A 14,580-nucleotide genomic window follows, 5' to 3' on the forward strand; every position below is an offset into this window, starting at 1 on the left:
CTTTTATTTGCCTGCGCTATTCTGCCGCAGCGACGGCCTGCTGAATTACCAAAGTTTAATTCCGCAGCCAGCGCGCTGTAAGGCTGATGACCCCATGTTCAGACCCATCAGGTGCTCGCCCCCGGCACCAATGATTCTGGCCCTGGAGATTTCAAGACATGACCGACCGTCCCGACCTCTCGACCCTTCCGTCCTACAAGGCGCCGAAGCGCTCGCTGTTTTCTGCCCGCAAACTCGCGCTGATGGCGTCGGTCGTGGCCGGCCTCGGTGCCGCCACCTACGGCTTCAGCCCCTCGCACAACCCCGCCGACCTGTTCACGACGCCCGCGCATGCGCAGGTCAATAACGAGGTCAAGAAGGTTCAGCAGCCGGTCGGGTTTGCCGACATCGTCGAGCGCGTGAAGCCGTCGGTGATCTCGGTCAAGGTCAACATTCGCGAGAAGGTCGCGAAGGACGACAGTAACAATGACGATTCGCCGTTCCAGCCGGGTTCGCCGATGGAGCGCTTCTTCCGCCGCTTCGGCGGTCCGGATGGCTTGCCCCCGGGCCTGCGCGGTGGACCGCGTGGCGGTGGCGTGGTGACGGGCCAGGGCTCCGGCTTCTTCATCTCGGCTGACGGCTTTGCCGTGACCAACAACCACGTCGTCGACGGCGCCGACAAGGTCGAAGTCACCACCGACGACGGCAAGACCTATTCCGCCAAGGTGATCGGCACCGATCCGCGCACCGACCTCGCGCTGATCAAGGTCGAGGGCGGCTCGAACTTCCAGTTCGCCAAGCTGTCCGACTCCAAGCCGCGCATCGGCGACTGGGTGCTGGCGGTCGGCAATCCGTTCGGCCTCGGCGGCACCGTGACCGCGGGTATCGTCTCGGCCTCCGGCCGCGACATCGGCAACGGCCCGTATGACGATTTCATCCAGATCGATGCGCCCGTGAACAAGGGCAATTCGGGTGGCCCGGCGTTCGACGTGTCCGGTGAGGTGATGGGCGTCAACACGGCGATCTACTCGCCGTCCGGCGGCAGCGTCGGCATCGCGTTCTCGATCCCGGCCCAGACCGTCAAGAGCGTCGTCGCCCAGCTCAAGGACAAGGGCGCGGTCAGCCGTGGCTGGATCGGCGTCCAGATCCAGCCGGTGACCTCCGACATCGCCGACAGCCTCGGTATGAAGAAGGCCGAAGGCGCGCTGGTTGCCGAACCGCAGGCCAACGGCCCCGCGGCCAAGGCCGGCATCGAGTCCGGTGACGTCATCACCGCCGTCAACGGCGAGCCGGTGAAGGATGCGCGTGAGCTCGCCCGCACCATCGGTGGCCTCGCGCCCGGCAACGCCGTGAAGCTGAACGTGCTGCACAAGGGGCAGGACAAGACCGTCAACCTCACGCTCGGCCAGTTGCCGAACAACCTGGAAGCCAAGGCTGACACCGACAAGAGCGACAAGGGCAATTCGTCCCGCGGCACCGACGTGCCGAAGCTCGGCCTCACCGTGGCGCCCGCCAACAGCGTGGCCGGCGCTGGCAAGGAAGGCGTGGTCGTGACCGAAGTCGATCCCAAGAGTGCTGCCGCCGAGCGGGGCTTCAAGGAAGGTGACGTGATCCTCGAGGTCGCCGGCAAGTCCGTCGGCACCGCCGGTGAAGTGCGTGATGCGATCACCGCGGCGCGCAATGACAGCAAGAACAGCGTTCTCATGCGCGTGAAGAGCGGCGGTTCGTCGCGCTTTGTGGCAGTGCCGCTGGCGAAGGGATAACTATCTATGAGTTGGAAAGCGTCGCCGGCATCAGTCGCCCCCGCCGACGGCGCTTTCCGGGGGGCGGGCCCCTTGCTCGCTCCCTACGTTGCCTTTCGATGGAATATGCCCCCCTCTGTCGGAAGGTCTCAGGGCGGTGAGGTCCCCCAGCTTCACCGCCCACTTTTTTCAGCGCATGATTCGGAAAAGTGGAGACCGGTTTTCCCCCGCGACAAACCCGGAACGGGTTTGCGCGGAGATCATGCGCCCACGAGATTCCCGGAATATGCGCGGTCGTCTTGCATGTGCAGGCCGGCCGCGTCATGCTGACAGAGGGCCAATTCCCGTGACCGCAATCGCTCCGCAAATGCGCATCCTGATCATCGAAGACGACCGTGAGTCAGCCGACTATCTGGTCAAGGCATTCCGCGAAGTCGGCTATATCGCCGATCTCGCCTCCGATGGCGAGGAAGGGCTGTCGATGGCCGAGACCGGCGACTACGACGTGCTGGTTGTGGATCGCATGCTGCCGAAGCGTGACGGCCTGTCGCTGATCGGCAGCCTGCGCGACAAGGGCAACCGGACGCCGGTCCTGATCCTCTCGGCGCTCGGCCAGGTCGATGACCGCATCAAGGGCCTGCGCGCCGGCGGCGACGACTACCTGCCGAAACCCTATTCCTTCGCCGAGCTGCTCGCGCGCGTCGAGGTGCTGTCGCGGCGCAATGTCGGCCCGGCCGAGGAGACGACCTACCGGGTCGGCGACCTCGAGCTCGACCGACTGTCGCATCGCGTCGCCCGCGGCAAGGACGAGCTGACCTTGCAGCCGCGCGAGTTCCGCCTGCTCGAATATCTCATGAAGCATGCCGGGCAGGTGGTGACGCGCACCATGCTGCTCGAGAATGTCTGGGACTATCATTTCGATCCGCAGACCAACGTCATCGACGTCCACATCTCGCGGCTGCGCTCCAAGATCGACAAGGGTTTTGAGCGGCCGCTGCTGCATACCATCCGCGGCGCGGGGTATATGATCCGTGACGGCATTCGGTAAACTGATCCGGACCACGGCGTTTCGGCTGACGCTGGTCTACCTATTCCTGTTCGCGCTGTTCGCGGCCTCGCTGCTGGCTTACTTCGCCTGGAACACGCGGCGGCTGATCACCGAGCAGATCACGACGACGGTCAACGTCGAGATCAGCGAGATCACCGACATCTACAACCGCCGCGGTCTGCGCGGCCTGCTGGGCACCATGGGCAATCGTGCGCTGCGGCCGGGCGCCAACCTCTATCTGGTGACGGCGCCGAACGGGCAGATGCTCGCCGGCAATGTCGGCGCGCTGGCGCCGGGCGTGATGAGCACGCAGGGCTGGACGGAGACCGCCTATCGCCGGCTCGACGACCAGGACAAGACCGATCACCGCGCGCTGGTGCGGGTCACCCAGATGGACAACGGCTTCCGCCTGCTGGTCGGGCGCGACCTCGAGGAACGGCGGCGGCTGTTCGGCATCGTCGCCAAGGCCGCGCAATGGTCGATCCTCGTCGTCGTCGTGCTCGGCATCGGCGGCGGCATCTTCGTCGCCCGTCGCGTGCTGCACCGGATCGACGCCATGACCGGAACCACCAAGCGCATCATGGCCGGCGATCTGTCCGGCCGTCTGCCGGTCGGCCGCAGCGGCGACGAGCTCGATCGCCTGGCGGAAAATCTCAATGCCATGCTCGAGCGCATTGAGGCGCTGATGACGGGGCTGAAGGAGGTCTCCGACAACATCGCCCATGACCTCAAGACACCGCTGACGCGGCTGCGCAATCGCGCCGAGGAGGCGCTGGCGCGGTCGGGCTGCGAGGCCGACTATCGCGCGGCGCTCGAGCGGACCATCGAGGAATCCGACGGGCTGATCCGCACCTTCAACGCCCTGTTGATGATCGCGCGTGCCGAGTCCGGCCAGGCGCGCGGCAATATGGACGATTTCGACGGCGCCGATGTCGCCAACGGCATCCACGAACTGTACGAGCCGCTGGCCGAGGACGACGGCATGACGCTGCAGGTGAAGACCGTGCCGGCGCCGATTCACGGCAACCGCGAATTGATCAGCCAGGCGGTCGCCAACCTGGTCGAGAATGCCATCAAATACGGCAAGCCCGACGCGAGCGTGCAGCCGCTCAATGCGGATGCGCGGGAGATCCTGATCGAGGCGCGGCGCGAGGGCGACCAGGTCCTGCTCAGCGTCACCGACCACGGCCCGGGCATTCCCGAGGCCGACCGCAAGCACGCGGTCGAGCGCTTCGTCCGGCTCGAGGCGAGCCGCACCTTACCCGGTTCCGGTCTCGGCCTCAGCCTGGCCTCGGCGGTCGCCACGCTTCATGGCGGCGAGCTCAGGCTCGGCGATGCCCATCCGGGGCTGGTCGCTACCCTGGTGCTGCCCGCGCGGGCGGGCGGCAGTGACAGGCTTGCGGCTCAAACGCAGGATGTGCCACAGAAGGCGGCATGAATGCCGCCGCGCCGGGAAACGCGGATCGACATCGTCTGGCCGCGCGGTTCGCGGACGGACCGCGTGTCGCCGCGCCCGTATCCGCCGATCAGCGCCTGACCGACTGGTTCGCCGAGCTCGAGCCGGCGCAATCGGCCGCGCTCAATGCGTTGCTCGAACATCCGTTCGCACGGGACATCCTGCGCGGCATCGCCGAGTTCTCGCCCTACCTTTTCGAGCTCGCCCGCGCCGACGCCGCGCGGCTGATCCGGATCCTGTCATGCGACCCGGAACAGCATCTTGCCGGCCTGATCGAGACGACGTCGCGCGAGGTGCTCGCCGCCGGCAGCGAGGCCGACGTGATGGTTCTACTTCGCCGCATGAAGGCGGAGGCCGCGCTGATGATCGCGCTGTGCGACATCGGCGGCGTCTGGCCGGTGATGCGGGTGACGGCGGCGCTGACCGACATCGCGGTGAATTCGGTGCAATCGGCGCTGCGATATTTGTTCCGGCAGGAAGTGGCCCGCGGCCGGATGACCGCCGCCGACCCCGATCACCCCGAGGCAGGCTCGGGCCTGATCGTGCTCGCGATGGGCAAGATGGGGGCCGGCGAGCTGAACTATTCCAGCGACATCGACCTGATCGTGTTCTTCGATCGCGCGGCCGCCTCGCTCGCCGAGGACATCGAGCCGCAGCCGTTCTTCGTGCGCGTCACCCAGGCGATGGCGCGGATGCTGCAGCAGCGCTCGGGCGACGGCTACGTGTTCCGGGTCGATCTCAGGCTGCGGCCGGACCCGGCCTCGACCCAGGTCGCGATCTCGACCGATGCGGCTTTGCACTATTACGAGCGCGAGGGGCGCACCTGGGAGCGGGCCGCGATGATCAAGGCGCGGCCCTGTGCCGGCGATCCGAAGGCCGGCGAGGCGCTGATCGCCGAGCTCGCGCCGTTCGTCTGGCGCAAGCATCTGGATTTTGCCGCGCTGGCCGATGTCCACGACATGAAGCGGCAGATGCAGACCTATCGCGGCCAGAGCGAGATCTCGGTCGAGGGCCATAACGTCAAGGTCGGCCGCGGCGGCATCCGCGAGATCGAGTTCTTCGCCCAGACCCAGCAGCTGATCGCCGGCGGCCGCCATCCGGAGTTGCGGGCGCGGCCGACGCTGGAGGCGCTCAACGTGCTCGCCGACAGCAACTGGATCACCTTTGAAGCGCGCGACGAACTGACGACGGCCTACGAATTCCTGCGCCAGGTCGAGCACCGGCTGCAGATGATCGCCGACGAGCAGACCCATTCGCTGCCCGAAGCGCCTGAGGACGTCGAGCGCTTTGCGCATTTCTTCGGCTACGAGAATCGCGAGACCTTCGCCAGGGACCTGCTCGGCCAGCTCAAGATCGTGCAGAACCACTATGGCAAGCTGTTCGAGGGCGACGATCCGACCGGCACCGCAAAGCTGCCGGATATCGACTATGGCGCCGGGCCCGAGGATGCCCGCCTGATCGAGCATCTCGCCCATCTCGGCTTCAAGAAGCCGATCGCGGTTGCCGGCACCGTGCAGCAATGGATCGAGGGCGATTATCGCGCGCTGCGCGTCGAGGCGACGCGCGCCGCGTTCCTGGAATTCATTCCCGGCCTGATCGACGGCCTCGCGCATGCCGAGGAGCCGGACGATGCGGTGGCGGCGTTCGACCGTTTCCTCGGCGCGCTGCAGCGGGGCGGGCGGCTGATCTCGCTGCTCAGCCAGAACCGCGACTCCGTCGCGCTGGTGGCGCTGATCCTCGGCGCGGCACCGCGGCTCGGCGACATGCTGGCGCGGCAGCCGCAGATCATGGACGGCCTGGTCGACCCGCGCTTCTTCGGCGCGATGCCGGACAAGAAGGAACTGTCGGCGCGGCTCGCCGCCACACTGCAGGATGCGTCGTCCTACGAGGATTTCCTCGATCGTCTGAGGCTGTTCGGCCAGGAGAGCCTGTTCCTGATCGGCACGCGGATCCTGTCCGGCACGGTGTCGGCGCAGCACGCCAGCACCGCCTTTGCCGATGTGGCCGAGGGTATCGTGCACACCGTGCACGGCCTCGTCACCGACCAGTTCGCCGCGCAATATGGCCGGATCAAGGGGCAGGAGACCGCGATCGTCGCGATGGGCCGGCTCGGCAGCCGCGAGATGACGGCGTCCTCCGACCTCGATCTGATCCTGCTGTACGATTTCGACAGCGAGACGCCGGATTCCGACGGCGAGCGCTCGCTGCATGGCGCGCAGTATTTTGCCCGCTTCACCCAGCGCCTGATCAGCGCCTTCACGACCCGGACCAATTACGGCGTGCTCTATGAGGTCGACATGCGGCTGCGCCCGTCGGGGCGCGCCGGCCCGGTCGCCTCGCGGATCGATTCATTCTCCGACTACCAGGAGCGCGAGGCCTGGACCTGGGAGCACATGGCGCTGACGCGCGCCCGCGTGATCTCGTCGTCGCCTGAGTTCCGCGAGAAGATCGAGGCGATCATCCGCAGCGTGCTGACCCGGCCGCGCGATGCGGCGTCGACCGCGGCCGATGTTGCCGACATGCGGCGCGCGATCGCGCTGGAGAAGGGCGAGGACGATGTCTGGGATCTCAAGCTCGCCGCCGGCGGGCTCGTCGACATCGATTTCATCGCGCAATATCTCCAGCTGGCGCATGCCGCGGTGAAGCCGGAAATCCTCAGCGTCTCCACGCTGCAGGTGCTCGACAATGCCGCCAAGCTCGGCCTGCTCGGCCAGTCCGAGGCCGAGATCCTGCGCTCCGCGGCGCGGCTCTATCATGACCTGACGCAGATCCTGCGGCTCTGCGTCACCGGCAAGTTCAATCCGGAGACGGCGGGCGAAGACCTGCTGCGCGTAATGGCGCGGGCCGGGGACACGCCGGATTTCTCCGCACTGGAAGCCCGCCTGCGCGAGACCCAGAGCGAGGTACGCCGCGTCTTCAACACGATCGTGGGCGGCGGCTGAGAAGAATGTTGGACCCGTCATCCTGAGGAGCGCGTAGCGCGTCTCGAAGGATGCACGGCCACCAGCCGGGCCGTCGACCCTTCGAGGCTCGCTCCGCTCGCACCTCAGGGTGACGGTGAGAAACAGTGTGGGGTTTGCAGTTCGCTACGCCTGCTGCTTCAGCTTCTGCAAGGCATCGCGGACGTCGGGATCGAGGCCGGTGCCGCCGGCGTCGAGATGAGCGAAGATCTGCTTGCGCATCCGCGGATCCCAGAACTTCCAGATGTGCTCGGAAATGCCCTGCACGGCGCGGTCGTGGCCCTGGCTGTGGAAGAACTTTCCGATCTGGTTCGCCATATAGACCAGTTTGTCAGGCGACGACGACATAAGCGGGCTCCTTGCCGGCCACCGCGCCAGTGACGCGTTCCGGATGCGTAAAGATTTCAAATCCATCGGCGCGAGCGATCGCGGCGAGCGTGATGCCGGCGGCATCCGCCATCCGCACCGCAAGCGCGGTCGGCGCCGACACCGCCGCAATCAGCGGCGCGCCGATCGCGGCGGTCTTCTGCACCATTTCGACCGACACGCGGCTGGTCAGCAGTACCATGCCTTCGCTGGCCATGACCTTGTCGCGGGCCAGCGCGCCGGCGAGCTTGTCGAGCGCATTGTGGCGGCCGACATCCTCGCGCAGCGCCACGATGCCGCGCGCGGCCGTCCAGAACGCCGCGGCGTGCACGGCGCGGGTCTGGTGGTTGATCTCCTGCAGCGGCGCGACCGCCGCCACCGCCGCCATGATCTCGCGCGGCGAGAAGACGCGGCCCCTGCGCACCACCGCGGCCGGCCGAACCGCCTCGCTGATGGAATCGAGCCCGCACAGGCCGCAGCCGGTCGGGCCGGCGATGTTGCGCCGCCGCTCCGCGATCCGCTCGGCCCTGTCAGGCCTGAGCCACATCCGAAGCTCGATGCCGTCATCGAGCTCGACGATGTCGAGGGTCTCGATCTCGTCGGCCGCTCGCACGATGCCTTCGCTCAGGCTGAAGCCCACGGCGAAGTCGCCGAGGTCCTCGGGCGAGCCCATCATCACGGCGTAGGTGCCGCCATTATAAGTCAGCGCGAGCGGCGTCTCCTCCGGGATCAGGCGCGCGCCGTCGCTGAAGACGCCGTTGCGCCAGACCTTCCGGTTCGCCTGATAGACGGGCTCGCGCATCGCTACTCCGCGGCTTCCACCACCGGCGCGGCGATGCGGCGGGAGTGGCGTGCCTGCTCGTCATAGGCCTTCTGCCAGTCGGACGGACCGTTCGACGGCGAGATCTGCACCGCGGTGACCTTGTACTCGGGACAGTTGGTGGCCCAGTCCGAGAAATCGGTCGTGATGACGTTGGCCTGGGTGTCCGGGTGGTGGAACGTGGTGTAGACAACGCCCGGCGCCACGCGGTCGGTGATCTCGGCGCGCAGCGTGGTCTCGCCGGCGCGGCTCGCCAGCCGCACCCAGTCGCCGTCGCGCACGCCGCGCTGCTCGGCGTCATGCGGATGGATCTCCAGCCGGTCCTCGGCGTGCCACACCACGTTCTCGGTGCGGCGGGTCTGCGCGCCGACATTGTACTGGCTGAGGATGCGGCCGGTGGTGAGCAGCAGCGGGTAGCGCGGGCCGGTGCGTTCGTCGGTCGCGATGTATTCGGTGAGGATGAACTTGCCCTTGCCGCGCACGAAGCCGCCGATATGCATCACCGGGGTGCCTTCCGGCGCCTTTTCGTTGCAGGGCCACTGCACCGAGCCGAGCTCGTCGAGCCTGGCATAGGAGACGCCCGCGAAGGTCGGCGTCAGCGCGGCAATCTCCTCCATGATCTCGGATGGATGGGCGTAGTTCATCTCAAAGCCCATCGCCTTGCCGAGCATGATCGTCACTTCCCAGTCGGCATAGCCGTTGAGCGGCGTCATCACCTTGCGGACGCGCTGGATGCGGCGTTCGGCATTGGTGAAGGTGCCGTCCTTCTCGAGGAAGGTCGAGCCGGGCAGGAAGACGTGGGCGTAGTTCGCGGTCTCGTTCAGGAAGAGATCGTGGACGATCACGCATTCCATCGCCGACAGCGCCGCCACCACATGCTTGGTGTTGGGGTCGGACTGCAGGATGTCCTCGCCCTGCACGTAGAGCCCCATGAAGCTGCCTTCGATGGCGGCGTCGAACATGTTCGGGATGCGCAGACCCGGCTCGTTGTTGAGCTTGACGTTCCACATCGCCTCGAACTGCTCGCGCACCGCATCGCCGGCGATGTGGCGGTAGCCCGGCAGCTCGTGCGGGAACGAGCCCATGTCGCAGGAGCCCTGCACGTTGTTCTGGCCGCGCAGCGGGTTCACGCCGACGCCGGGCCGGCCGATATTGCCGGTCGCCATCGCAAGGTTGGCGATCGCGATCACCGTGGTCGAGCCCTGGCTGTGCTCGGTGACGCCGAGCCCGTAATAGATCGCGCCGTTGCCGCCGGTGGCATAGACCCGGGCCGCCTCGCGCAGCGCCTTCGGATCGACGCCGGTCATGATCGCGGTGGCTTCCGGGCTGTGCTTGTCCTGGGCGACGAAGGCTGCCCAGTCCTCGAATTCGCTCCAGTCGCAGCGCTCGCGCACGAAAGCCTCGTCGACGAGCCCTTCGGTGACGATGACATGGGCCAGCGCAGTGAGCACGGCGACGTTGGTGCCGGGCATCAGCGGCAGATGCAGCGCCTTCACGTGCGGCGATTCCACCATCTCGGTGCGGCGCGGATCGATCACGATCAGCCTGGCGCCCTGGCGCAGCCGCTTCTTCAGCCGTGAGGCGAACACCGGATGGGCGGAAGCCGGGTTGGCGCCGATGATCAGCACGACGTCGGTGTCCTCCACCGAATCGAAATCCTGCGTGCCGGCCGAAGTCCCGAAGGTTTGCGACAGGCCGTAGCCGGTCGGCGAATGGCAGACGCGGGCGCAGGTGTCGACATTGTTGTTGCCGAAGCCGGCGCGGATCAGCTTCTGCACCAGATAGGTCTCTTCATTGGTGCAGCGTGACGAGGTGATGCCGCCGACCGCGTCGCGGCCGTATTTCTGCTGGATGCCCTTGAACTTCGCCGCGGCGAAGTTCAGCGCCTCGTCCCACGACACTTCCTGCCAGGGATCCTCGATCCGCTCGCGGATCATCGGCTTCAGGATGCGCTCCTTGTGGGTGGTGTAGCCCCAGGCGAAGCGGCCCTTGACGCAGGAATGGCCGCGGTTGGCCTTGCCGTCCTTCCACGGCACCATGCGCACCACTTCCTCGCCGCGCATCTCCGCCTTGAAGGAGCAGCCGACGCCGCAATAGGCGCAGGTGGTGACGACCGAATGCTCGGGCTGGCCGATCTCGATCACGGATTTCTCGGTCAGCGTCGCGGTCGGGCAGGCCTGCACGCAGGCGCCGCAGGACACGCATTCGGAGCCGAGGAAGCTTTCGTTCATGCCGGGCGAGACGCGGCTGTCGAAGCCGCGGCCGGAGATCGTCAGCGCGAAGGTGCCTTGTACTTCCTCGCAGGCGCGGACGCAGCGCGAGCAGACGATGCACTTCGAGGGGTCGTAGGTGAAGTACGGATTCGACTCGTCCTTCGGCATCCAGTTGTCGTTTTCGCAGCCGTGCGATTTGGCGAAGACGTGGTTCTCACCCTCATAGCCGTAGCGCACGTCGCGCAGACCGACGGCGCCCGCCATGTCCTGCAATTCGCAGTCGCCGTTCGCGGCGCAGGTTAGGCAGTCCAGCGGGTGGTCGGAGATGTAGAGCTCCATCACGCCCTTGCGCAGCTTTTTCAGCCGCTCGCTCTGGGTGTGCACGACGAGGCCGGGCATGACCGGCGTCGTGCAGGAGGCGGGCGTGCCGACGCGGCCCTCGATCTCGACGAGGCAGAGCCGGCAGGAGCCGAAGGCGTCGACCATGTCGGTCGCGCAGAGTTTTGGAATCTGGGTGCCGGCTTCCATCGCCGCGCGCATGATCGAAGTGCCCTCGGGCACCGTGATCTGATTGCCGTCGATGGTCAGCGTGACCATCGTTTCGGATTTGGATTTGGGCGTGCCGAAATCGGTTTCCTGGATCAGCGACATCGTGATTTCCTTGCTATTCCGCGGCCTGCAGGTGGGCCGGTGCGGGACCTAGATCTCCGCCGAAATCTTCCCGGAAGTGTTTCAATGCACTCATCACGGGGTAGGGCGTGAAGCCGCCGAGTGCGCACAGCGAGCCGAATTTCATGGTGTTGCAGAGGTCTTCGACAACCGCGAGGTTTTCCGCCACGCGCTCGCCATTGATGATCTTGTTGATGGTCTCGACGCCGCGGGTCGAGCCGATCCGGCACGGCGTGCACTTGCCGCAGGATTCGACCGCGCAGAATTCCATCGCAAAGCGGGCCTGCTTCGCCATGTCGACGCTGTCGTCGAACACCACGATCCCGCCATGGCCGATCAGGCCGTCGCGCGCGGCGAACGCCTCGTAGTCGAACGGCGTGTCGAACAGCGCGCGGGGGAAGTAGGCCCCGAGCGGGCCGCCGACCTGAACCGCGCGCACCTCGCGTCCGGTGAAGGTGCCGCCGCCGATCTCGTCGACGAGCTCGCCGAGGGTGACGCCGAACGCGGTCTCGAACAGCCCGCCATATTTGATGTTGCCGGCGAGCTGGATCGGCATGGTGCCGCGCGAGCGGCCCATGCCGAAATCGGCATAGGCCTTGGCGCCGTTGTCGAGGATGAAGGGGATCGCCGCGAACGACAGCACGTTGTTGATCACGCTCGGGCGGCCGAACAGGCCCTTGTGCGCCGGCAGCGGCGGCTTGGCCCGCACGATGCCGCGGCGGCCCTCAAGGCTTTCCAGCAGCGAGGTCTCTTCGCCGCAGACATAGGCGCCGGCGCCGACCCGCACCTCGAGATCGAACTCATGGGCGGAGCCGCCGATGCGCTTGCCGAGCACGCCGGCGCGGCGGGCCGCCACGATCGCCGCGTTCATCGCTTCGACCGCGTGCGGATATTCCGAGCGGATGTAGATGTAGCCCTTGGTGGCGCCTACCGTGATACCTGCGATCGTCATGCCTTCGATCACGACGAAGGGGTCGCCTTCCATGATCATGCGGTCGGCGAAGGTGCCGCTGTCGCCTTCGTCGGCGTTGCAGACGATGTATTTGCGGTCGGCGCTGGCCTGCGCCACGGTCTTCCACTTGATGCCGGTGGGGAAGCCGGCGCCGCCACGGCCGCGCAGGCCTGAGGTCGTGACGTCGGCAAGGATCTGGTCAGAGGTCAGCGTCAGCGCCCGCTCCAGGCCCTTGTAGCCGCCATGGGCGCGGTAGTCGTCGACCGAGCGCGGATCGATCACGCCGCAGCGGGCGAAAGTCAGCCGGGTCTGGCGCTTCAGCCAGGGAATCTCGTCCGTGACACCAAGCCGCAACGCGTGCTGGCCGCTGCCGACCATTGCATCGAGCAGGGACGGGACGTCCGCCGGGCTGACCGGGCCGAACGCGACGCGGCCTTGTGCGGTCGCCAGCTCGACCATCGGCTCCAGCCAATAGAGGCCGCGCGAGCCGGTCCTGACGATCTCGAGCGGCGTGCCGCGCGCTGCCGCGGCCTGCTCGAAGGCGAGGGCGACATCGTCGGCCCCGACGGCGACCGCGCCGGCATCGCGGGCGATGAAGATTCGCAACGTCATCGCTGTGCCTCCGCGACCAGCGCGTCGATCCGTGCTTCATCGAGCCGGCCGACCACGCGGCCATCCAGCATCGCCGAGGGCGCGGTGGCGCACAGCCCGAGGCAGTAGATCGGCTCCAGCGTCACGCGGTCATCCGCCGTGGTATTGCCGAGGGCAACGCCGAGCCTGGCTTCCGCGCGCGCCGCAAGCCGGTCGCCGCCGGCGGCCTGGCAGGCCTCGGCGCGGCACAGCTTGAGGACGTGGCGTCCGGCAGGTTGCTTCCGGAAATCATGGTAGAAGGTGAACACGCCATGCACCTCGGCGCGCGACAAATTGAGCGCCTCCGCCACCATCGGGATCGCCGGCTCGGGCACGTAGCCGAAGGCCTCCTGCAGCGCGTGCAGCATCACCAGCGTGGCGCCTTCAAGCCCGGCATGCTCGGCGATGATTTCGGCGCCGCGTGCCTTGTCCCAAGCTTCGTATCCCACACTCATCAGCGCTTCTCACGATCAGTTTTTTGCTTCGCACATGAGAGTTGGAATCCTTCGAAACATCAATAAAGCTGTCTCATGCGGCGATTGCGAAACGCGATTAATAGCGTTGCCGAATGGGACGATCCGGGATCGCAATAATGTTCTGGAATCACGCACTTCCGCGGCGCTTTGGATTTCGGGATCGCACCCCGATCGTGCTACCTATGGACGTGTTGGGCGGCCGCTTGGGGCGCCGTATTCCGAAGGGGTTTGAACCTTGATCGACAAGCTGGAACTTCTGCTGGCGCTGGCCAAGGAGCGGCATTTCGGCCGGGCTGCGGAGGCCTGCGGCGTCACCCAGCCGACGATGTCGACCAGTCTCAAGCAGCTCGAGGAGATCCTCGGCGTCATGCTGGTGCAGCGCGGATCCCGCTTCCAGGGCTTCACGCCGGAAGGGGAGCGGACGCTGGACTGGGCGCGGCGCATCGTCGGCGATGCGCGCGCGATGAAGCAGGAAATCAACAGCCTCAAGGACAAGCTGTCGGGCGAGATCCGGATCGCGGCGATCCCGACCGCGCTCGGCATGGTGGCCTCGCTGACCACGCCGTTCCGGGCGCGCCATCCCGATGTGCGGTTCCGGATTCAGTCCTGCACGTCGGCCGACGTGCTCGGCCTGCTCGAGAATCTCGAGGTCGATGCCGGGCTGACCTATATCGAGAACGAGCCGATCGGCAAGGTCCGCACCATCCCGCTCTACAATGAGAGCTATCGCTTGCTGACGGCGCCGGATGCGATGTTCGGCGACCGCAAGCAGGTGACGTGGAAGGAAGTCGGCACCGTGCCGCTCTGTCTGCTCACGCCCGACATGCAGAACCGCCGCATCATCGATCGCGCGCTGACCTCGGTCGGCGCGGAGGCGACGCCGACGCTGACGTCGAATTCGCTGCTCGTGCTCTACACCCATGTGAAGACCGGCCGCTGGGCCAGTGTGATGCCGGCCAAGCTCGCCGAGACACTCGGCCTTGCGGATGCCGTGCGCAGCATTCCGATCGTCGATCCGGTCGTGGACTACAGCATTGGCCTCGTGATCCCGCAGCGCGATCCGATGACGCCGCTGATCGCAGCCTTGGTGCAGGTCGCACGCGAGGTCGCGCCGACACTCGAGAGCGCGTAGCTCCCGGCATTCTCCCGCGGCCCTTCCGTCACGGTTCCGGCACAGCAGCAAGCGACCACGCGTTGTGTGCTTGCGTTGAAGCAAGTCCTGGTGTTCAGCCGGCGGACAATCTTCGCTTGCTCGCAGCAAAGATGGAA

General features: G+C 66.6%; 10 protein-coding genes. 5 read left to right on the forward strand and 5 right to left on the reverse strand.

The features are described from left to right. The first annotated feature begins 158 nt into the window (after positions 1–158). The 4 genes from XI02_RS16480 (at position 159) to XI02_RS16495 (ending at position 7,167) form a co-directional block, all read left to right on the forward strand. A complete protein-coding gene (locus tag XI02_RS16480) occupies positions 159–1,742 on the forward strand; it encodes a Do family serine endopeptidase (protein ID WP_050387038.1) in 1,584 nt (527 codons plus the stop codon). Between the two features lie 346 nt (positions 1,743–2,088). Further along, positions 2,089–2,769, forward strand: coding sequence for a response regulator transcription factor (locus tag XI02_RS16485; protein WP_016842329.1), 681 nt, complete (start codon positions 2,089–2,091; stop codon positions 2,767–2,769). Next, positions 2,753–4,207, forward strand: coding sequence for an ATP-binding protein (locus tag XI02_RS16490; protein WP_038379574.1), 1,455 nt, complete (start codon positions 2,753–2,755; stop codon positions 4,205–4,207). Before XI02_RS16485 ends, XI02_RS16490 begins: the two co-directional genes overlap by 17 nt. Then, positions 4,204–7,167 (forward strand): bifunctional [glutamine synthetase] adenylyltransferase/[glutamine synthetase]-adenylyl-L-tyrosine phosphorylase, encoded by a 2,964-nt coding sequence (locus tag XI02_RS16495; protein ID WP_172648131.1) that lies wholly within the window; start codon positions 4,204–4,206, stop codon positions 7,165–7,167. The genes XI02_RS16490 and XI02_RS16495 overlap by 4 nt, the downstream gene beginning before the upstream one ends. Positions 7,168–7,311: 144 nt before the next feature. On the opposite strand, the gene XI02_RS16500 is transcribed toward XI02_RS16495, so the two are convergent. Genes XI02_RS16500 through XI02_RS16520 form a run of 5 tightly spaced genes read right to left on the reverse strand, consistent with a single transcriptional unit; the run spans position 7,312 to position 13,290 of the window. Next, positions 7,312–7,533 (reverse strand): formate dehydrogenase subunit delta, encoded by a 222-nt coding sequence (locus XI02_RS16500; protein ID WP_016842332.1) that lies wholly within the window; start codon positions 7,531–7,533, stop codon positions 7,312–7,314. Then, on the reverse strand, positions 7,517–8,353 hold the full coding sequence (fdhD, locus tag XI02_RS16505) for a formate dehydrogenase accessory sulfurtransferase FdhD (RefSeq protein ID WP_172648130.1): 837 nt from the start codon (positions 8,351–8,353) through the stop codon (positions 7,517–7,519). Before fdhD ends, XI02_RS16500 begins: the two co-directional genes overlap by 17 nt. 2 nt (positions 8,354–8,355) lie before the next feature. Further along, positions 8,356–11,235: a formate dehydrogenase subunit alpha gene (fdhF, locus tag XI02_RS16510; protein ID WP_172648129.1), complete on the reverse strand. Its 2,880-nt coding sequence runs from the start codon at positions 11,233–11,235 to the stop codon at positions 8,356–8,358. 13 nt (positions 11,236–11,248) lie between these two features. Then, positions 11,249–12,817 (reverse strand): NADH-quinone oxidoreductase subunit NuoF, encoded by a 1,569-nt coding sequence (locus XI02_RS16515; RefSeq protein WP_018270737.1) that lies wholly within the window; start codon positions 12,815–12,817, stop codon positions 11,249–11,251. Further along, entirely contained in the window at positions 12,814–13,290 is a 477-nt protein-coding gene (locus XI02_RS16520; RefSeq protein WP_018270738.1) for a formate dehydrogenase subunit gamma, read from the reverse strand. The genes XI02_RS16515 and XI02_RS16520 overlap by 4 nt, the downstream gene beginning before the upstream one ends. A 256-nt stretch (positions 13,291–13,546) precedes the next feature. On the opposite strand from XI02_RS16520, the gene XI02_RS16525 reads away from it, so the two are divergent. Beyond that, positions 13,547–14,443 carry a LysR family transcriptional regulator gene (locus tag XI02_RS16525; RefSeq protein WP_018270739.1) on the forward strand — a complete coding sequence of 299 codons (897 nt, stop codon included), beginning with the start codon at positions 13,547–13,549 and terminating at the stop codon, positions 14,441–14,443. The last annotated feature ends 137 nt before the right edge of the window (positions 14,444–14,580 follow it).

Source organism: Bradyrhizobium sp. CCBAU 21365 (genome assembly GCF_015291305.1).
GTDB classification, from domain to species: Bacteria; Pseudomonadota; Alphaproteobacteria; order Rhizobiales; family Xanthobacteraceae; genus Bradyrhizobium; species Bradyrhizobium elkanii.

Excerpts from the sequence above, each read along its gene's own strand:
- fdhD (WP_172648130.1), bottom strand. The coding sequence starts at position 8,353 with ATGCGCGAGCCCGTCTATCAGGCGAACCGGAAGGTCTGGCGCAACGGC.
- XI02_RS16500 (WP_016842332.1), bottom strand. The coding sequence starts at position 7,533 with ATGTCGTCGTCGCCTGACAAACTGGTCTATATGGCGAACCAGATCGGA.
- XI02_RS16515 (WP_018270737.1), bottom strand. The coding sequence starts at position 12,817 with ATGACGTTGCGAATCTTCATCGCCCGCGATGCCGGCGCGGTCGCCGTC.
- XI02_RS16480 (WP_050387038.1), top strand. The coding sequence starts at position 159 with ATGACCGACCGTCCCGACCTCTCGACCCTTCCGTCCTACAAGGCGCCG.
- XI02_RS16495 (WP_172648131.1), top strand. The coding sequence starts at position 4,204 with ATGAATGCCGCCGCGCCGGGAAACGCGGATCGACATCGTCTGGCCGCG.
- XI02_RS16485 (WP_016842329.1), top strand. The coding sequence starts at position 2,089 with ATGCGCATCCTGATCATCGAAGACGACCGTGAGTCAGCCGACTATCTG.
- XI02_RS16520 (WP_018270738.1), bottom strand. The coding sequence starts at position 13,290 with ATGAGTGTGGGATACGAAGCTTGGGACAAGGCACGCGGCGCCGAAATC.
- fdhF (WP_172648129.1), bottom strand. The coding sequence starts at position 11,235 with ATGTCGCTGATCCAGGAAACCGATTTCGGCACGCCCAAATCCAAATCC.